The sequence below is a fragment of the Tenacibaculum profundi genome (assembly GCF_052050075.1).
In the GTDB taxonomy this organism is placed as follows: Bacteria; Bacteroidota; Bacteroidia; order Flavobacteriales; family Flavobacteriaceae; genus Polaribacter.
In genome coordinates, this window is the sequence record NZ_CP197225.1 from 3,153,585 (window position 1) to 3,175,460 (window position 21,876).

The 21,876-nt window shown below is 28.8% G+C and carries 8 protein-coding genes; 7 read left to right on the forward strand and 1 reads right to left on the reverse strand.

Annotated elements, in window-relative coordinates:
• Positions 1-264 precede the first annotated feature (264 nt).
• Positions 265-1,347: a hypothetical protein gene (locus tag ACSIGE_RS12850; protein ID WP_440880275.1), complete on the forward strand. Its 1,083-nt coding sequence runs from the start codon at positions 265-267 to the stop codon at positions 1,345-1,347.
• Between the two features lie 112 nt (positions 1,348-1,459).
• Here ACSIGE_RS12850 and ACSIGE_RS12855 read toward each other — a convergent pair whose 3' ends face one another.
• Positions 1,460-3,745, reverse strand: coding sequence for a prolyl oligopeptidase family serine peptidase (locus ACSIGE_RS12855; RefSeq protein WP_440880276.1), 2,286 nt, complete (start codon positions 3,743-3,745; stop codon positions 1,460-1,462).
• A 465-nt stretch (positions 3,746-4,210) separates the two neighbouring features.
• Between ACSIGE_RS12855 and ACSIGE_RS12860 the strand changes: the two genes are divergently transcribed.
• From ACSIGE_RS12860 to ACSIGE_RS12885, 6 genes are all read left to right on the forward strand, one after another.
• Positions 4,211-4,552 carry a cupin gene (locus ACSIGE_RS12860; protein WP_440880277.1) on the forward strand — a complete coding sequence of 114 codons (342 nt, stop codon included), beginning with the start codon at positions 4,211-4,213 and terminating at the stop codon, positions 4,550-4,552.
• Between the two features lie 1,332 nt (positions 4,553-5,884).
• Complete coding sequence (locus ACSIGE_RS12865; RefSeq protein ID WP_440880278.1) at positions 5,885-6,493, forward strand: hypothetical protein; 609 nt, start codon at positions 5,885-5,887, stop codon at positions 6,491-6,493.
• A gap of 389 nt (positions 6,494-6,882) precedes the next feature.
• A complete protein-coding gene (locus tag ACSIGE_RS12870; protein WP_440880279.1) occupies positions 6,883-8,040 on the forward strand; it encodes a hypothetical protein in 1,158 nt (385 codons plus the stop codon).
• Positions 8,041-8,418: 378 nt separating this feature from the next.
• Positions 8,419-9,189, forward strand: a complete 771-nt coding sequence (locus ACSIGE_RS12875; RefSeq protein WP_440880280.1) for a hypothetical protein — start codon at positions 8,419-8,421, stop codon at positions 9,187-9,189.
• A gap of 685 nt (positions 9,190-9,874) precedes the next feature.
• Entirely contained in the window at positions 9,875-10,237 is a 363-nt protein-coding gene (locus tag ACSIGE_RS12880; RefSeq protein ID WP_440880281.1) for a hypothetical protein, read from the forward strand.
• A 1,630-nt stretch (positions 10,238-11,867) separates the two neighbouring features.
• Complete coding sequence (locus ACSIGE_RS12885) at positions 11,868-21,791, forward strand: amino acid adenylation domain-containing protein (RefSeq protein ID WP_440880282.1); 9,924 nt, start codon at positions 11,868-11,870, stop codon at positions 21,789-21,791.
• Positions 21,792-21,876: the final 85 nt, after the last annotated feature.

The following is a 21,876-nucleotide window of genomic DNA, read 5'->3' on the forward strand; positions in this document are numbered from 1 at the left end:
AAAGGGATACAAATCTTAAGAAAGCTTCATTTATGTAATCAAATAATTTACTCCGAAAAGTAAAGAGAAATACTAATATTGAAAATGAACTATATTTGAATTGATAAAGTACAGATTAGTATTATTTATCATTAAAAGTATGAATTTTATGAAAGGATATTTTTAAAATTTAAACCTATCTTTTATTGTAAATAATAAAAGAAAATAAGAGCATAAACCTTTGATGGTCAAACAAACATAAAAAAGTAATTTTATTAAAACCAAATGAGTAAAATAGGGACACTAATTTTTTATTTTATGATGTGTAATTCTTGGAGTCAGGAATTGGCATTAACAAAAACATTTCCAAAAATAGAAATCATTGAAATAGATGAAGATAATCAACCAAATTTTGTTAAGTATGCCCAATTTCAAATTGAAGTACCTCTAAAGAAAGATAGTCAAACGGGGCTTTTTACTGTTCAAAATCCAAAACAACACACGAATAAAATAGTATCCTTAGTTAAAAAGAGTATTGAAATGAATGTGAATGTTCTCATATTCCCAGAATTGACAAGCAGTTTGCCAAAAAGCGAAAGGAATGAGTTAGAGGAAATCATATTAGAATTAGCAAAAAAACACGATTTATTTGTTGTATTGGGGAGTTATTATGATGTTACTAATAAGAGCCGAGTTTTAATAATTACTTCAAGAGGTATTTACAGAAGCTATAAAATAAAGTCTTCAAGATTTGAAGCATCTCCATTAAAAGGAAAAGGAATGGATTTAGGTGATTCATTGCTTGTATTTCAAACAAAATATGGAAATATATTGCCTATTACTTGTGTTGATCTAATTTCTGATGATATTCAGTACATTTCTCGTTACCTTAGTAACAATCAGATTATTGAGGTCTTAGTTAATATAAACTGGAATCCCGCAACATGGGAGTTCATGAGAGAGGTTTCGGCAATGGTAAATAGACATCCTCTTTTTGCAAGTATTACAAATAATGTAGTTGATATAACTAAGTTAAAGAGTAGGAAAACGAAAACATTTTCCTCTGGATGTAGTTTTTCAGGATACGGAGATTATGGAAATACTTCATTATTTGGATCTATTAGAAAAGATCAAAGGAAAAAGTTGTTGCCTTTTATTTCGAATTGTTTTAAACATTTTGAAAACAAAGAACTATTACCAAGTTATCAAAATTTGATTTATAATATAGAACCAGGAAAGGAAGCTATTTTAATTTATGATCTGAATTTAAGGGTTATAAGAGTACCCGAAAAAACGCAAGCACCTGATCAAGGATACCCTCTTGTAAGAAACATAGAACTAATCGATTTGAAAAGTACAGAATATTAATCATTTATTTTCAAGAGTGATACGAATTAAAAGTAAAAGGTATTAAAACAATCAAATCATTGAAGATAATTACAAAAAAAAGCCGTCTTATTTGAAACGGCTTTTTTTATATTTACTTGTTTTTTAGGTGTTTATGGTAGAATCCCATCATTGATTTATACAATGCTATGGTATTTTCTTCTTTACTAAATCCATGTCCTTCGTCGTATCTGACCATGTAGGGCACATCGAAACCTTTATTTCTTAAGGCACTTACAATTTGATCAGATTCATCAATATTAACTCTTGGATCATTGGCCCCTTGCACAACAAAAAGAGGTTTTTTTATTTTATTAATTTGGTATACAGGTGATACCTCATTCATAATAACCTTTTCAGTAGCTACATCTGAATCATACCATATTTCTTTTATAATTTTTATATAAGGTTTCCAATACGCAGGTATACTTTTCATAAAGGTGAATAAATTAGAAACACCTACATAGTCTACACCACAGGTATATAAATCAGGTGTTTTTGTTAAACCTCTTAAAACGGCATATCCACCATGACTAGCTCCATAAATAGCTACTTTATTTTTGTCAACCCATCCCTGATCAATAACATATTGAAGTCCATCTTCTACATCATCCATCGCTTTTCTTCCAATTTGTTTAAAACCGGATTCTAAAAATTTTCTTCCATAGCCACCAGAAATTCTAAAATTTACTTGAAGTGTAGCATAACCTCTACTAGCAAATAATTGTGCTTCTGGATTGAATCCCCATGAATCTCTAATACCTTGTGGACCTCCATGTGGATTAACAATAACGGGGACTCTTTCCCCTTTTTGTGCTTCTTTTGGCAATGTGATATACCCATGAATTGTAAGCCCATCCCTACTTTTAAAAGTAATAGGTCGCATTTCTGCCATATCTTTTTCGTTGAGATTAGGCATTAAATTATAAAGTAGCTTGAACGAATCCTTATTAGCATCATATGAATAGTAAGTTCCATATAGTTTATCACTTTGAAGGAAAATTAAATACTTACTTTCATCGTCGGTAACATCTGCTATAGAATAACTATACTTAGGAAACTGAGAAGTAATTCGCTTGTGTAATTTCTTGTAATAGGTGCTTACTGGAATAATATGGTCTTTCTCCCCTTCGTAGTAAAAATAGTCCAATTCATAATTTCTTTTTCTTGATAGAGACAAACCAGAAACATCATAGTTTTTATTAGAATATAATTTTTTTACAATTTTATTTTCTTTTAAGTTGTATAAGTATAATTGTGTTTTATCACTATCTAAATTTGAATAAACGTAGGCTTCATGTTTATTATCAGAAGCATAGTTGAAATTAATGATTGAAAATTTATCTTTCCAACTAAGTTTTTTTATAATTTCATAATTTTTACCATCGAGAGTATAATACATATCTACAAATACACCGTCTCTAAGTTTTGAAAAGCCTCTCAAGTTACCATCTTTATCAAAATCATATCCATCAATTGGATTAGCTAAATCTTTATTTTTGTATAGTTGTTTTAATTCACCGTTATTAATATTTATTTTGTAAGGTTCAAAAATGCTGGGATTATTTTTGTTCATTGAAACAATCATATGATCCTTATCTTCTTTTAAGATGTTTAATATTCTAACCTTAACACCATCAAAAGGTGTTAATTCTTTTTGATTTTTACCATCTATATCTACGGCAAATAAATGGTAATCTTCGTTCCCCCCTTTATCCATGACATATATTAATCTTTGATCATTTGCCCAGGCAAAACCTCTAATTAATTCCTCTCTCTCTTCAATAACTCTTTTTACAGTGCTCGTTTCAGTATTTTTTACATATATATGATTTTTTTTATTAGTATCTTTTTCTCGATATGACATATAAATACCGTTAGGCGAAAAACTAAAGCTTCTTGCCTTTGGTCTTGCAAAGTAATCTTCTACAGTATATTTGTAATTACCCGTATCAATATTCATTAATTTTTTTAACTCGTTTTCCGCTGTTGGTAAATCTGTGTTACCTGGAAGTGTTTTAACAGTTTTATTTAATATTAATTGAATTTCGCTAGGCCCTTGAAAAAGGGTTCCTTCAAATTTGTTTTCTTTCAGTTTCCCAACATATTTTAAGCTAGCTTTATTGAATTTGATAGTAAGTATGTTGTTTTCAAAAATTGTTTTATCCATTGGAATGCCAGTAACTCCAAGAGAGGGGCTATCCATTGTTGATGAATATGCACCGGCTTCAAACTTTACGTTAAAAAGTATGGGGCTACTATTCTCTTTAATGGTAAGTTTTCCTTCCCATGAGCCAGAGATATCTTGAGCATTTATTGGAGAGAATATACTAGAAAAAAGGAGTAATGTCATTAGACATTTCATAATTAAAGTTTTCATTGTTTAGTGAATTAAAAATTTTACTAATTGTTTAAATAATTTACTGTTTTTTTTAGTAAACTGTAATTCAGTCTATTATTCTATTAGATAAGAAGGTTTTTATTTTTTTTTGTTACATAAACTGTATTAATTAACAAAAAATTAAGAATTCAAGAAGGTTTCTTAATTTAGAAAAAAAATAAACTTTTTAATCTTTTGATTAGAAAAAGTCTTCTTTAAAATTGGTTAGTTTTTAATTTGGTAGTGGTGTAAATAAAAATTAATAAGTAAGCTAATACATGCTCTATTATTTGCATTTATATCTTAGCATAATCTCTGATCTCTAAAAAATAATTTCACCACAAAAAATTAATAAAAATCCAACAATTAACATAAAAAATAAATCGATAGAGTATGGCTATGATTCAAATCATATTTAAAATATATTTTAATGTATAATTTTAAATGATTACAAAATAATATTTTATGAAAACAGCCAATACCTATCAAGATATCTTATTTAACGCGAAAAGACCTATCATTAAAGTTTTATTGGAAACCGATTTTACTAAAGAACTAAGAATTGTTATGCAAAGAGGAACTATTATGAAAGAGCACAAAACCTCATACCCTATTGTAATAGAAATTTTGGAAGGAGATATTAATTTTGAATTAAAAGACGAAACAAAACAATTAGTAAAAGGAGCTTTAATTGCTTTAGACGGTAATGTAGTGCATGGTTTAAAAGCCAATAAGAATACCATTATTCGCTTGACTTTGACAAAAAAAGATACTGCAACAAGAGTAGAAAAGATAACTCGTAAATAAAATATGAGAAAAAAAATAGAAAACATTAATTAAGGACATTGGATACTTGTTAAGGTAAGACAAAATATTTTGTGTCCTGGAGGTAAAGAGTTTATGAAAAGCGAATATGAAATTTACAAATTAATTTAAAGGACGATGTTTTCGAGTTTGTAACAGAATTAGGTAAAACGGCTTCTACAGTCTTATTATATAACTCTGAAGCTTAAAGAGGTCTTGAAATCAATGAGGAAGTAGTTTGTATTCTTGATAAATTTTTTATAGGTAAAGAGCGGAAAATCATTCAAGCTAACGAAATTACATCTAAGTTGGAGTATAGTATTTGTAGAGGCAATTTTTATGGTAAAAGCTGATCTAAAGAAAATTGAAATTATAAGGTAAACTCATAGAATTTTGATAATTAAAGAACTATATGTGGTATGTATGAATTATTGTTGAGTCCAACACAGCTATATAGGTAAAAAAAATAAATACAAAAAGAATTAGCTAGGGTAATAAAAGTAAATTAAAGACCATTAATTATTATTGAATAGATATTTTTATTAGAAGAAAAAGGCTTCAAGGTTATACAAATAGAAATATGCTCGATACGTTTACTTGAATTTATATGAACCATTAGTGATGAGGGGGGGGCAGGTATTAAAAATTATTTACAGTATTGCACATAAAACAAACATAAATAAAATGGATTTTAGCAATGCAAAAGTTTTTAGAAAATATCAATTTTATTTAAATGTGATAAGTTTAATAGCTGAAAAAATAACGAGATGTAGCTAATATTTTAATGCAAATGATTCGAACAGGATTCTAAAATCATTGCTCTAATTAATTATTTATAGCAAGTGAAAAACAACTAAAATTATCATAGGCTTTCTTTTGAAAAATAGCTTGCTTTGTCCAAAAAAAAACACTAAAATATAAATTAAGGAAAGTAATTATTATTCATATCAATATAGGAAACTATAAAAAGTGTATGATGATGTTATTTAATCCCATATTTAAACCTAAAAAAATAAGTATTCATAAAATTTTTTCAGCAATTAAATACTTCAATTTTTCTGTTAGCTTTACTAATCTTAAATATTTTAATAGTTTTTATATCATGTAAATAGTGCTGTATTTGAATCAAATACCTAAATCATTGTAATTTGTGGTAAATGATGTTTTTACTGATTTTTTTATAGAAATAGTATAGAAAATTCCCTTAAAAATTAAAAAATGTGGTTTTCTGCAATTTATAACGAAGTAAACCGCATGTTTGATTTTAAAAATAAGTTGATCTTGTCAGCAGGGTATGAGCAAAAGCTTATGTATAATTTATAAAAAATAGATAGTATGAAACAAGTAATTAAAATGTTAGTTTGGGTAGGAATGCTTCTTCTTTTAGCAAGAGCTTATTATTTGATTATTCCTCAGATAGTTGGGAATATTTCATCAGCAGAACCACGTAACCCAAAATTAGAGATATCGGAGACAAGTGAAATTGGATGGTGGCCTTATCAGGAGTCTCTTACAATCGATTCTTTTACGGTTGAATTCGTTGAAAGTAAACTTAATTTAAAAAATAGTAAATCATTAATTAGGTATACTGTTAAAGGTAAATTAGTCAGTCAAGGTCATTTAAAACCATCAATCAAAAATATTCATGTTTCTAAAAGGTTTATAAGAAAGAGTGATGGAGAGCTAAATTCTAAACTTGATGCAGTTATAGAAATTACCCCAGTAATTCAGGTAATTAATGATAGAAATTACAATGGAGAAGTCTTGGATTTTGAATTCACTAATGAGTTGAAGTTAGAATCATTCCATTGGGGAAATAACTGGGTACGTTTTCAGTGTGTTGATAAATGGAAAGATTTAATTATGAAACAAAGAAAATTAACAATGTTGTTGCAGTATTATTCGCAAGTAGATGATTATGGGGTGTATAAACGTTGCGGGTGATTGCTTAATTCATTATTTAGAATACACTTAATTAAAAAATCTATTATGTGACATACATTTTGAGTTTTTTGTATTAAAGTGGATTACCTAAACATAGAATATCAAACTTAGCGTCCTAAAAATTATAAGTTGAACACCTATTTCTTATAAAAACTTTGCATAAGGTCATCAGAGTCCTGAGTGTTAAAGTTTTTATAAGAAATAGGTGTTTAAATTTATTATAAAATCATTTCAAAATATTATAACAATTTAATTTTGAGGAATAATGAAATTCTTTTTTATGTTTAATTTCGGTAAGCTACAAGAAAAAATATTTGAGAATAGAGCAACAAAATGACGTGATAAAAATGTAAATAAGTAGTACTTTAGAGGCTTAAATAAAATAAAAAATGATTAGTAAATTTAAAAAACTATCATCAACAACTTTGTTGATGATTTTATGTCTTATTGCTATTTCTTGCAGTAAAGACTTGCCAGACAGTATTATCGAAAATGAAAATTCTTTTGAGCAACATTCAAATTATGGTGCATTAAATGCAAAATATAATAAAAATTATGATGGACCAACTTCGGGTGTTGAGATCGAAAATCCTGCTAAATATAAAATTTGGTTAGAAAGATCCTTGGATCAAGGAGTAATAGCAGAGATTATGGTAGAGTCTACAGGCGAAATTATTGCTGATATTTCGACGGATATAGGAAAACAAAATGTCTATACTATTGAAAATAGAACTACTCCCGTAGTTGTAACAGATGTTAAAGGTCTTAATTTACGTAAAGAAGCACTTAAACTTGCTAAGGAAGCTATAGAAGATGCTGTAAATGAAATACATAGTCAAGCTATTCGGCCAGTCAGTAAAAATGGATTGAAATTAAAAGTTATCAAAGCAAAGCATAGTATTAAAGAAGATCGTAATACTGGAAGGCCTGGTGTGCAAGTTACACTTGGGGCTTCTTGGTCTGAAATGATTAATGACGCTCCACGCCTTGTAGGTGTTCTTAAAGATGCCAGAGGGAGGTGGATGGATCAGTATAAAACCTACAGTGAATCTTTTAAGAATAAATATCCTAAAAGTGGTAGAGGCGCTGTTGAGGTTTATGGAATGTTGGCTTCACTATTACATTATTATATGATAAGAATTGATAATTCGAATAAGAAAATAGCAATACAAAATAAGCTTGATTATGATACTATGGGGTCTCCTGGTATTGGAGGTAAAGGGGTGGATAATGACGAGTTAGTGAGACGCCCAAATATAGTTGATGCTAAGGAAAAAAATGCTTGGGGGTTATTACCAAAGACACCTCCTGGTAAATGGTTAGAGGGATTAAAGGATGAGCAAGATATATCAAATATAAAGACTGAATTAAGAAACATCCCTCCAGGTATTAATAAAACAGCTTGGAAGGAAATTAATACAGAACTTCTTAAAGGTAACATGATTGCAGGTCATAAAGTTCCTGAATTTACGATTAAAGGTGAAGTAGCATTTGCATTTGAAATTCGAACGCCAAGTTCAGTTGATAGACAACCTTATGGATTGTAAAATAAAAGTTATACACCAGATCTGATTCACTTGGTTATTATATGATAAGTTTTCTTAGAATAAGAAAAATATAAAAAACATCTTTTAAGAGGTGTTTTTTATATTTAAAAGTACATCTACAGCTTACATTATTTCATCAAAAAACTACCTTATATATTAAAAATTAATAAATTTTATCATTAGGCAATTAAAATAAAATCAACTGCTATAACAGGGCTAGTTAGATGCTGTGATTTTTGAGTTTAAAATATTTCATAATATCTATTTTTTAAAAGTGCTAAAAGTTAATGAAATTATAATTTTATACTAAAAAACCTTTTCAAACAAAAAATGATTTTTAAAACACTATTTTTGTCCGCAAATAAAATAAAATAAAAAATGATTGGTAAACTTAAAATGCTATCGACAGTATTGTTGATGGGTACAGTGATTGCAGTTACTTCTTGTAGCGATAATTTAACAGAAAACATAACAGATTCTACAAAGACAAAAAAAAATCTAAGTAATCAAAGAGGAAAGGAAAACAAGGACAAGGTTCTGTTTAATTTTAGAAATGATCCAGAATCATACATCAAAGAAGTTGACTTTATAGTAGAAGCAAGGAAGAGTTTTAAAAATACTCCTTTGATAGATAAAAGAACTGAATATGGTGGTCCTTGTACTTTGACTGCTGAAGATTCAGAAAATAAGGACGTATTTAGAGTCCATGTAAAAAATGGTGGGAATGATTATTATTTTCCATGGGTAAATAGAGGAGTAGGTGAAGTAAAAGTTCCTAAAGACGCTCCGAATGGAACAATCGTTACTACTGGGGGAATGAATGGTTGTGCACTAGTAGTAACAGAAGTGGGTAATCATTTTATATTTTATCATGATGCCGATTCTAACAGTTTAGGCGTAATTAAGGAAGCACAAGGACAAGAAGTCTTTAGGCTAGAACCAAAAGATTATGATCCCCTGGACACAGGCGTTAAATTAATGGAACAGAACCCAGGATCAGGAATATATTTTACTCATCAGTTTATGATTGTAAAGCACAAAGATAAATGGAAAGTTTTTACTAGTTCTATTCTTCTTGGCCCTGGAATAAATTTACCTGTAATAAGACCGTTTGCTGCAACAGCTTCAAAATATTTTGGTAGTTTTTAATCATAATAGATAATAGCTAAATTTTATATCCCGATTAAAAGCATCATCACATAAAAAAAGCGCCTTAAAAAGGCGCTTTTTTTATGTGATGATGCTTTTGAATAATTAATAATTAAATTAGATTTTCTCATAATTTAAAAAAAGTAAAAGCAGTTATTGATTTAAATTAATGGGACGTTTTAGGTTAGTTGTATAATACAAATAAAACCCGCTCAAAATTGAGCGGGAAAATTGCTATGAAAAAGAAAAGTCCAAAGACGTCTCTAAGGACAGTCTCAAATGTATTATTATTCTTTGGATAAAACCAATAAATTTGGCTATAATTTTCAAGAGGCTCAAAAATTAAATTAAGCCCAATTTTAAATCACCTAATTACTATGTTTTTAACAGGCAATAAATTAAAATAAACGAGTCCAAATTACGAATGACAAGCATCTGTTTCTTCATTTTTTATTATTAATTCTTTAAAAAAAATGATGTTAAATAAACATTAGAATTTTAACTGGTTTTGATAAAATGAATACTTATTAGTAAAAGTATAAGCTCATATTGAAAGCATGAAAAGTTATGTTTTATTAAAGTATGGTTATAATAATAGTATCTATCACAACAAAAAAACAGAAATACTGTTATACAGATTTTAAAGTAAAATCAAGTCTTTTAAAACATATATATATTATTTATCATGATTTGGAGTATTTTAATGTTATTGATTGTATTCTTGTTTTTTTTAACAAAATCAAAAATAGAGTATTGTAAATTAAGAAATCATTCCAAAAAAATCGAAGTAGAGGTTGTAGAATATAGAAAAGAAAATGGAGGAATGAAAAATGAACGAAAAAGTTTAAGCTATCCCTATGTGAGAATTAAAACAGAAAAAGATGAGTATGGCATTGTCAAATTACAATTTGCAAATAATTTTAAAAAGCCATTTAAAATAGGAGAAAAGATATTTGTTTTTTTGTATTTAGGCGATTTACTATATTGGAATGCTTATGATAATGAGATATATAAATATTTACCAGAAAGTTGGAGGATTACTAAATAGAACAATTACCAGATAAAATAAAAAGTGAAGCAATAAGTATAAATTTTTAGTTTTCTCTAAAGAATTATCTGCAAATTATAATTCGAAAAATTGATAAAATTCTAACTAATCATAGTCCATTTGTTAGGAGCAACTAAATTGATTAGCCTACAAGAGTTACTTAGAGAAAGAATTAAAGGTATTTTTGTTTGATCAAAAATTAAGTTTTAAAGATTTTTCCATAGGTAAATCTTATTTAGATGAATATTATGAATTTGCTTTAATGATAATGATTGCTTTTAGTATATTAATAAGAGTTTAAAAATCAAAATTTTGTATTGAACTCAGGTAGTAATAAACAAATTTAACTTACAGAGCCCAATTTTTCTAAAAGTAAAACTTCTAATGGTAGAAGGCTGTAAAATTTTAGAGTTAAAAATAGAAGTATCAAAACCTATTTATTAGTTGTACTTTATTTAACTTAAATAGTTAGGTGGAATATTTTGGAGAAAATTCAAAGACAATGTTTTTGAAAAAAAGTTGATGATAAAATGATTTTTAATTACAAAGTTTACAAGTTTTATAGATGAACCATATAAACATATAGACTATAAATAAGTTTTTCTTGTCATCTTTTTTAAATTAAAAACAGCTAATAACCCTAGGCTTAATGACGTAAAACCCGAGGTATAAAAATAGTGATATCACTATTTTTTTTTTCATTAACCTTTTGTAGGTTTGGAATAATGCAATAAAAAACATGATTTTTTTAAATTAATGGCATATAAAATAAATACTAAATTTTAATAAAATACTTAATATAAAATTAACTTTTTAAAATTATTTCTATATAAATTATAAAAGATTTTATAATTTAAAAATAAGAGAGGAGGTACATTAATCTTATCTCATAGTTTATTGAATAGAAATGTTGTGTCTTTAAATAGTTTAAAATGATGATATAAGTTGGTACGTATAAGTTGTTCTAAAAACATAGCTGAATTAAGATCTTCAACAATTATAAAATAAAGACTTAATATTTTGTATACGGGTAACATAATCGAAAAAAGAGGTGATAAATAATTTGAATATCAATAAAATAAATATAAAATTTTCAATTTTTTAAGTTTGCCTGATAACCAATGAGAATGGCAATCCATCTCTGTTAAGTCGCTTTTAAGTATCACATCATCAAAAGTATGTCATGTTAATATAATCATATTGTAGTTTTATATAGAAAAATGATGCTTGTATGTACATCAATTTCTTATATATGGTTTTTTATCATGTAGATGATATTTCTACTATACTAAAATCAAAGTAAAAGTCATATTTAATGAAGCTTCTCAAGTTTAAAAAAATAATTTTTGCGAGTTGAGGGATGAACAGTTGTGTTGATAATTGATAATATTTTAAGTGAAATATAAGAAAATCTACAGGTGGTTACACCTTATTATACCAAGGGGTTAAAAGCTTAAAATTGAAAAAGAACACTAATAAATTAACTGTTTTTCATTTTAGCGGTATTAAAAAGCTATATAAAACTGATTATAATTCTAAATACAAACTATTAAAACAGCTGTAAAGATAAATAATATACGTGTCGAAAGTCATTTTTACTTTCACAAACTATAAAACATTAACGAGCCATATGACCAAACTTAGTAATACAAACGATAATAAAAAAAAGGCATTAAAAAAAAATAAAAGCCTCACAAAATTTTCTATTAATGACACATTGGTTTTTAGACAAAAAACGAACTATCAAAAAAAAACCATTAAAATAGACTCACTAAGAAACATAAAGAATGAGTCTGATGACAGTATTAATTCTGGTAAAAGAGAAAAAATTAGTTGGCCAACTAATGCCCTTCCGTCTTTTGTGCAAGGAAAGAATTTAATGATACCATCAGATCATAAATATAAATTAGAGGACTTATTGAATAAAGCTGCCAACCAGCCCTTAACAAAAGGGATCCACTTTATAAATAGTGAAAATAAGGAACGGTTTATTAGTTATAATAGTCTTTATTTGGAAGCTCAGCAAAGGGCTTATGGGCTCCAAAAAAAAGGTATTCAAAGTGAGGATGTGGTTATAATGCAATATCATGAAAATGATGAGTTTTTAATCACATTTTGGGCTCTTATTTTTATAGGTGCCATCCCTACTCCTATGGGGGTTTTAAAAGACTTAAGAATAGAAAGTAGTGATGTAAAGAGATTAAAAAATGTTTCAGAACTATTAGATTTTCCTAAAATATTGTGCGATGAACTTCAAGAAGAAAAATTAAAGAATGTATTACAAGTTTGGGATGAGCTTTTTGAGAAGGATTCTAAAAACCCAGTTGTTATTAATACTGATTCATTAAAAAAAGAAGGGATTTTAGAGCCTAATTATAGAATTGATAGCGATTCAATAACCTTACATTTACTTACATCTGGAACTACTGGTAAACCAAAGTGTGTGCAGCATAGTCATAGAACATTATGTACCCATGTAGTTATTAATTCACAGGGTTTTGAATTAGAAAGTAACAGTGTTCATCTTAATTGGATGCCCCTAGACCATGTTGGAGGTATTGTTATGTCTCATTTACAAGCTTTGTATAAGCAATGTATTCAAGTACAAATTAATGTAAATCTCTTTGGGGCACAACCATCAAGATGGTTAGATTGGATAGAAAAATATAAAATAACACATACATGGTCTCCTAATTTTTCTTTTAATATCATAACTCAGCACATAAATAGTCAGAAAGAAAGAAAATGGAATTTAAGTTCTTTGAAAAGCATTTTAAATGCAGGAGAGCAAGTAACTAGCGCCGTTTGTCATGATTTTTTAAAGGCATTAGCTAAATTTGGTTTAAAAGATTCAGTTATGCAAGCAGGTTGGGGAATGTCAGAAACCTCTTCTGTCATGACAATAAATGATAAAATAACAGCTTTTAAAACAAAATCAGGAATACAAGGGATTGTCGGTTTTACAGAAGAAGGAGTAGTAATACCATCAGAAGAAGACTCTATAAACAAACAATTACTAGTTGAAATAGGAGAGCCTTTACCGGGAATTAGTATAAGGATAGTTAATGATAATTTACAGATTGTACCTCAAGGGGTTAAAGGACGGTTACAGGTTGCTTCTCCAACTCTAATGAGAGGTTATCGTAATAATGAAAAAGCAAATAAAGAAAGTTTTGTAGGTGATGGCTGGATGGATACTGGCGATGTTGCTTTTATGATAAATGATAGGCTAACTATTTCAGGAAGGGAAAAAGATATGATTATAATAAATGGGATTAATTATGCCTGCTATGATATTGAAGAAATATGTGAAAGTGTTTTTGGAGTAGAGGAAAATTGGTCCGTAGCCTGCAGTATTCCAAATGAAGAGGATGGGTCGGATGTTCTAGCAATATTTTTTGTTTGTAGTGGTACAGAACCTACTTTTATGACTGGTGTAATTACTCAAATTAAAGAGAAAATAACAGCTCAATTAGGTATTACACCAGAGTTAATAATTCCTATTGAAAAGAAAGATATTCCGAAAACAAATATTGGCAAAAAGCAAAGAGCAGCTGTTATAAGAAGTTATTTAGATAATAATTTTATTGAAGGAGAATCTTTTTATCAAACTAATAATAATTCAAAGAATACTATTCCAAACTGGTTTTCGCATATAGATTGGCAAGAAAAAAAGCTTATTAGAAATACAACTAAATCGAAACTACTAATTTGTTCTAAAAACTCGGATTGGAAAGACATAAAAAAAGGAAAAGTATTTGAAAATTGGCAAGGTTTAGTAAATGAATTAAATAAAAATGAGGAAAGTAAAAATATCGTAATTGATTTTACAGATAGAAAAGAGAATTTAGAATTCCAATTTTTAGCAATGTTAAAAGTATTTGATAAGGTGCAGAGCAGCATTGATAAAATATTGGTAATAACTAAGAATTTAATACCACATTTACAAAAAGATAGTACTTCTGGAATATCTGGAGTTTCGGGATTAATTAAAACATTACCACATGAGTTTGAACATATTAGATTAACCACTCAATTAGATGTTGATATTTTTAATAAAGACACTATAAAAACAATCATAAAAGAAGTAGAGAATGAAGAAGAAAACTGTTTGGTCTTAATCCGGAATAAACAGCGTTATGAGTTTGGATTAAAAAAATCAAGAGCTATTGAAGATGGAAGTTTTATAGATAAAAAATTACCACTTGAGCGAAATGGATTTTATTTAATTACTGGAGGGTTAGGTGGAGTTGGATTCCGTTTAGCGCACTTTTTAATTAAAGAATACAATGCCAAAATTTTAATTTCTGGTAGAAAAGCAAAAGAAGAATTAAAAGGAGAAAGTTTAAGTAAATGGGTTGATTTACAAGAAATAACAAGTGAAGTCTATTATACAAATGTTAACCTATCTTCTTATGAGGATCTTGAAAAAGAAATAAAAAACCTAGAGGCTAACTATAACCAAACTTTAGATGGAATATTTCATTTTGCAGGAATAATACAAGAAATTCTGTTGAAAGATTTAACAAAAAGTCAGTTAGAAGAAATGTATTTAGCTAAAGTGGAAGGAACAAAAAACTTGAGTAAACTGCTAGATTGTAGAAAAGAATGTTTATTAATCACTACCTCATCAGCTAGAGCGATCAAATCAGGAATGACAGTAGGAACCTACGCTGCTGCAAGTGATTTTGTAGAGAATTATACTACGAAACTGCATCTGGAAGGCAAAAAAGCCTATTGCTTTAGTTGGAGTTTATGGGATGGTGTCGGTATGGGAAAAGACTTAGCGATTAAACAAGTTTTAGCTTCTAGAGGGTATTTGCCTATGCCCGTTGAAAAAGCTTTTGCATCAATGCTAATAGGATTAAGGTTACATCAACCAGTAACCTATATAGGTCTTGATAGCAATGCGCATGAAATAGCTAGCTTATTAAATGAAACAACTGAAAGAAATGAAATTAAAACATTACTTTTTACTACGGATGACGATTCCATAGAAATTACTGAGGTTTTAAAAGAGTTTAGGAAAGATAAAAAAAGAGCAAAATCATTTCATGTTTTAAGAGTTACGCAAATACCTTATAAGGAGAATGGGGAAGTTGATTCGGAAAGAATTAATAGTTTATTAACGGCGAAACAAAAACAGTTTCAAGCACCCGAATCTATAACAGAGCAAAAATTAGCTGAAGTATGGAAATTAATTTTAAATATAGACTCAGTAAGTAAGACGGATAATTTTTTCTCATTGGGAGGAGATTCTTTAAAAGCAACAAGTTTAATAACCAAAATAAAAGAAGAATTCAATACAATTGTTAAAATTGAGCAATTATTTGAACTGGCAGAGTTGCAATCATTAGCAAAATTAATAGAGACGAACTCAGAAGAAAGTAATCAACTAAAGATTGAAGTAAAAAGAAGAACAAGTTTTCCTTATAAACTACCAATGTCATTGGCACAAAAGAGACAATGGTTTACATATATGTATGCACCAGAAAGTCCACTTTATGTAAATGCATTTTCATTACTATTTAACGGTAAGTTAAATGTTGAAATACTGAAGTCTACATTAAATATTATTGTAAAAAGGCATGAAGGGTTAAGAACTAATTTTAACATTGACTCAGAAAGTAATTTATGGCAAATTATTAAAGAGCCTTATCTTATTAATTTATCTATTATTGATTTAAGCCCTTTATCTATTCAAGAACAAGAAAAGGAGATCAATAAATTAAGAGAAGAGGAGAGTAATAAGGTTTTTCTTTTAGAAGAAGACAAAATGTTACGATGTAAGCTCATAAGAATTTCAGAAGAAAAGAATGAGTTGCTATTTTCAATACACCACATTGTCTCTGACGGATGGTCTGCAGGTGTTTTTGTTCGAGATTTACAGGCTTTATATGTAGCAAAAGCTAACAATTTAAAATTAGAGCTACCTGAATTAGCATTTCAGCCAGCAGATTTTGGAATATGGCAAGAAAATAATTGTAATATGGGAATTTATGATGAATCCATATCCTATTGGAAAAATCAATTGTTAAATACACCTAAAGTATTAGATTTTCCTTTTGATTACATACGCCCTGCAAGCCAAACATATAATGGAAGTGCCCAAATTTTATCATTAGACATAGATTTAAGCAAAAGGTTAAAGGCGTTTTCAGAAGAGAAAGGATGCACTTTATATATGACCATGATTTCTGCTTTTGCAATTTTAATCAAAAAGTATAGTAGGCAAGAGGAAATAGTTTTAGGGTCATTAATTGCTAATCGTCAAGATGCAACTATTGAGAAGCTTATTGGTTTTTTTGTAAATACATTGGCTATTAACTTTGACATGTCTGAAAACTTGAGTTTTGAGGAATTTTTACAGCAAACAAAAAAAGTAATTTTAAATGCATGGAAGCATCAAGATTTACCATTTGATAGATTAATTGATGAATTAGATGTAGAGAGAGAAGCCTCAATGCATCCATTGTTTCAATTTTTATTTGTTCAACAAAATGCACACGAGCAAAAAGTTGATTTAGGAGGGCTTAATGCCGAATTTATAATTCATGATCAAGAGGCAACGAGATTTGATTTAGAGTGTCATGTTTTTGATAGAGAAGCGCATGTAGATGTAAAAATTATATATAATACAAACTTGTTTAATTCAGCTACTATACATCAATTTTTAGAGCAATATGAAACAGTTCTAAATGCTGTTATAACTTCACCAGCGCTGTCAATAAATGAACAAAGCGTTTTACCAAAAACGCAAGAACATATTATTTTAAAAAAATGGAACAAAGAAATAAACTTTAATACTAAAGAAGCAACTGTTCAAGAACTTTGGTATGAACAGGTAGAAAAAAGAGGTGATGCTATAGCATTAAAAGGCTTAAAGAGAGAATATAGTTATCAATGGGTAAATACGTTTACCAACACAATTGCTAGCATAATACAAAACAAAGGAATTGAAAGCAAAACACCAATAGGATTATTATTCGATAGAGAAGACGAATTGTACCTCTCTATATTAGCTACTGTGAAATTAGGAGCAGTTTATATACCTATAGATCCAAGCTATCCAGAGGAAAGGATAAAGTGGATGATTGAGGATACCAAAGTTTCAATGATTTTATGTAGTTATCGTTTAGTAGATGTAGCTAAAGAACATAGCTCTGAAATTTTTGTAGTTGATGCTGATCTTATTTATGATAAAGAATCACTTAACGTAAACGATATAGTTGCCACAACAGAAGATCCTATATATATAAATTATACTTCAGGATCAACAGGAAAACCGAAAGGGGTGGTAGTACCTCAAAGAGGTATTTTAAGAACAGTAGTAAATAGCGAGTATACTGATTTTCATGAAAACGATGTTTTTCTTCAATTAGGAAACACAACTTTCGATGCCTTTACATTAGAAATATGGGGTGCATGGTTAAACGGAGGAAAACTTGTAGTTATTTCAAAAGATGACATATTAAACATACAAAAGCTATCAGAAATTATAGAGAGTGAAAAAATTACAGCTGGCTTTATGACTGTCACTTTATTTAATTCTTTAATTGATTTTAATCCTAAAGTTATCAAAACCTACGAGAAATTATTGATTGGAGGAGAGGCGATATCTGTTAGTCATGTAAGAAAGGCTCTAGAATACTTACCAAAAGGATTAATGAATGGATATGGTCCAACAGAGAATACTGTTTTTACAACCACATACCCGATTGATAAAGTTGTAGATAGACAGGTTTCTATTCCTATTGGATATCCTTTAAGGAATTCTAGGGTTTATATTCTAAATAAAAATAAAGAATTAGTACCACCAGGTGTTCCAGGAATTATCTATGCAGCAGGTAAAGGTATAGCTCTATCTTACTTAAATAACCCAGAAGCTACTCAAGAAAAATTTATTGAGGACCCTTTTGTAAAGCAAGGATTAATGTACCATACAGGAGATCTAGGAAGATGGCTTCCAGATGGTAGCATTGAATACTTGGGTAGGTTAGATAAGCAAGTAAAGATTAGAGGACACAGAATTGAATGTGGTGAAATCGAGACTAAAATTAATGATCATATAGATGTAAAAGATTCAGTAGTTGAAGTTTTTGTTGATCCAGCAGGAAATAAAAAATTAGCAGCATGGATTGTATTTAATAAGGAAGATAAAATAAATGAAATTCAATCTTATTTATTAGAAGAACTTCCGGGTTATATGGTACCAAGTTATTATACAACTATTGATACAATACCGTTAAATAATAATGGAAAAGTAGATAAGAAACAATTGCCTAACCCAGAATTAGGTACCATAAATGATCAAGTATTAGTTATGGCAGTAACAAAAGAACAACAAATATTATCTGAGGTATGGAAGAAAGTTTTAGGACTAAATGAAGTTAGTATAAAATCTGAATTTTTCTCATTAGGTGGTGACTCTATTGTAGTGGTGCAGATGATATCTAAATTAATGATAAAGGGGTATCAAATAAAACCAAAGCAAGTTTTTCAATTAAAAACTATTGAAAAGCTTGCAGAAGTAATGTTACCTGTAAGCAACAGATATTTAAAAGATCAAGGACAATTAAAAGGAAAAGTTCCTTTAGGTCCAATTCAAGAATGGTTCTTTGGTTTTAATAAAGAGGATGTTAGTCATTGGAACTTACCTGTTTTAGTCTCTTTAAAAACTAAGCCATCAGAAGAGCGTCTAAAAACAGCTTTAAATAGATTGGCAATACACCATGACATGTTAAGAGCTAAATATAAAAAAAATGGAAAAGAAAATTGGGAGCAGTTCGTATCAGAAAATATAACTCCAACTGTCATTGAATTTGTTACTTTAACTAATATCAAAAATCAAGAAAAGAAGCTATTAAAGCATGCAGAAAAAGTTCAAGAATCACTAAATATAAAAGAAGGAGTGTTATGCAAAGCAGTTGTATATGAGGTGGATGAAAATGATTTTAAACTGTTTTTATGTTTGCATCATTTGGTGGTAGACGGAATCTCGTGGCGGATTTTAATAGAAGACTTATTTTTATTATTAGAGAATCCGGAAGCAAAATTACCTCCTAAAACATCTTCTTTTAAGTCGTGGCAAGAAGCACTAAATAATTATAAAAGTAAACAGTTTAAAACACAAAAAAGATATTGGGAAAAGGTACAAGAGCAAATAGAAAATCAACAACTTTTAACAGAAATTAACTTTTCAAATAAAGATATAGAAGGAGATGCTTTTGAAGAAACCATACACTTAACCCGCAAAGAAACGAGTCAATTAATTAATAAAGTTCATCAAGTTTATAAAACAAATTATAATGACATTTTACTAATGGCTTTATCTAAGGCTATCCATGAGTTAACTTCTATCAATGATTTTATTGTAACTTTAGAAGGGCATGGTAGAGAATATATAAAAGATACTGTTGATGTTAGTAGAACAGTTGGATGGTTTACAACTGCTTATCCAGTAATTATTGCAAATAAACATGAAGCTAGTTTAAAAGAACAAATTCTAGGTGTTAAAAATATTCTTGGAAGCATACCAGAAAAAGGATTAGGTTACGGTTTATTAGAGAAAAAAGAGAACATTAAAACCCAAATTTGTTTTAACTATTTAGGCAGGTTAGATCAGTCTGAACGATCTTTTGAATTAGCACCTAACGCAACAGGGAAATTTCACGCTCCGACAGCAGTTAGGCCTTATCCAATAGAATTAAATTGTTGGATAAATGATGCAATTTTTACAGTAAAAGTTACAACTCCAGGTTATACAACGAAGTATAAAACATTAGGCGAATTATTTATAAAACATCTAAGGTTAATAATTAATCATTGCATAACAACAACAGAATTTAGCTATCAGGCAACTGATTTTAGTGGTGTGGAACTTTCCGAGAAAGAACTAAACTTACTGCCTTCAGGTATTAAGGATGTGTATCCTTTAACAAAAAACCAAGAAGGTATGTTGTATCAACATATTAATTACCCAAAGGCAAAAGTATATTTGACTCAAGTAAAGCAAGAGTTAATAGGTAAAGTAAATAAAGAAATTTTTCAAAAAGCAATTGAACAGGTTGTACAAAGTTACGACAATCTTAAAACTCAGTTTATTTGGGAAAATTTCAGAATTCCAGTTCAATTAATACATAATAATGTCAAAGCAGATATTAAATATACAAATTTTAGAAATAAAAAAAATCAACAAAAATATTTGCAAGAATTTCTAGATAATGATTTGAATAATTCATTTAATCTAGCCAATTTAACTACTCCAAGATTTAACCTTTTAGAATTAGAAGAAGAGCAGTCATTATTAGTTGTAAGCTTCCATCATATCATCTTGGATGGTTGGAGTTTATTTTTAGTTTTAAATGCAATCATAGATACCTATCATAACTTGTGTAATAACAGTAATTATGTACTGACAATTAATGCTAAATTTAACTTTAAGAACTACATATTAAAATACGGTAAAACCACCATCAATGAAGCGTTTTGGCAAAGATATTTAAGAGGGGTAGAGCCAATACCTGAGTTATCTTCAGAAGATAGAGAAAAAGGATTGATGAATAAAATTCGACAGGAATCAATTACTATTCCCCCTCATGAAACAGTGCAATTAAAAAAAATAGCTCAATTACAAGGTGTAACTTTAAACACAATGCTTCAAACAGCTTGGGCATTAACATTAGCTCAGTTTAAAGGTGTTAAAGATATATTATATGCCACAACTTTTTCAGGAAGGCTACCAGATTTTGAAGGAATAGATGAGGTTTCTGGGATGTTAATTAACAGCTTACCTTTAAGAGTAAATTTACATAATCAATATGAAACTATTTTAGAATTATGTAAAAGAATTCAGGGAATTGTGTTTGAGTTAAATGATTATCAGTTGGTTGAATTGAATGATGCCTACAGCGCGGCTAAGCTAGATGTATCAAGACAATATTTTGATTCAATTTTAGTCTTTGAAAATTATGTTAATGAGTCAAACACTGACCATAATTTGATTAAAATAGGAGAGACAACGGCTTATGAACATACTAATTTCCCCTTAAGTCTTGTCATTATACCAGAAGAAGATATATTGATCAGGTTATCATATCAAAGTCATATTTATTCAGAACATACTGTAGTTAGGTTACTAAATCAATTGAAAGTGATGTTGTATCAAATAGCAGAAAATATGAATGACTCGGTATTACGAGCACTTAATTTAACTCAAAATGAGGATACTTTTATAGTTGATGCACAAAACATAAGAATACACACTTTATACGAAGATCAAGAGGAAATCTATAGTATTCTAGACAAAGAAGAAGGAGCTCAGGTTTTTATATTGAATGAATCATTAGAAGAAATCAAAAATACAGAACAAATAGGAGAAATTTATTTATTAATAAATAATCCCATTGAAAGTTGTGGAGATTGGGGAGAATGGATGGAAGAAAATAAGATAGAAAATCCAACATTTAAAGGTTCATATTTGTATCCAACAGGAGATACAGGCAAGTGGAATAAAGATTCAACAATACAAATTCTAGAACTAGATGAGTACTAGATTCAAAAATATATTGAAATCATGTCTCTTTTTTCACCTATTTAGTAGGTGAGCTGAAGAGACCTGATTCAATTTTAACCAAACA

What these genes read in the sequence shown, in the direction of transcription:
- ACSIGE_RS12850 (WP_440880275.1), top strand. Translation starts at nt 265, where the DNA reads ATGAGTAAAATAGGGACACTAATTTTTTATTTTATGATGTGTAATTCT.
- ACSIGE_RS12855 (WP_440880276.1), bottom strand. Translation starts at nt 3,745, where the DNA reads ATGAAAACTTTAATTATGAAATGTCTAATGACATTACTCCTTTTTTCT.
- ACSIGE_RS12860 (WP_440880277.1), top strand. Translation starts at nt 4,211, where the DNA reads ATGAAAACAGCCAATACCTATCAAGATATCTTATTTAACGCGAAAAGA.
- ACSIGE_RS12865 (WP_440880278.1), top strand. Translation starts at nt 5,885, where the DNA reads ATGAAACAAGTAATTAAAATGTTAGTTTGGGTAGGAATGCTTCTTCTT.
- ACSIGE_RS12870 (WP_440880279.1), top strand. Translation starts at nt 6,883, where the DNA reads ATGATTAGTAAATTTAAAAAACTATCATCAACAACTTTGTTGATGATT.
- ACSIGE_RS12875 (WP_440880280.1), top strand. Translation starts at nt 8,419, where the DNA reads ATGATTGGTAAACTTAAAATGCTATCGACAGTATTGTTGATGGGTACA.
- ACSIGE_RS12880 (WP_440880281.1), top strand. Translation starts at nt 9,875, where the DNA reads ATGATTTGGAGTATTTTAATGTTATTGATTGTATTCTTGTTTTTTTTA.
- ACSIGE_RS12885 (WP_440880282.1), top strand. Translation starts at nt 11,868, where the DNA reads ATGACCAAACTTAGTAATACAAACGATAATAAAAAAAAGGCATTAAAA.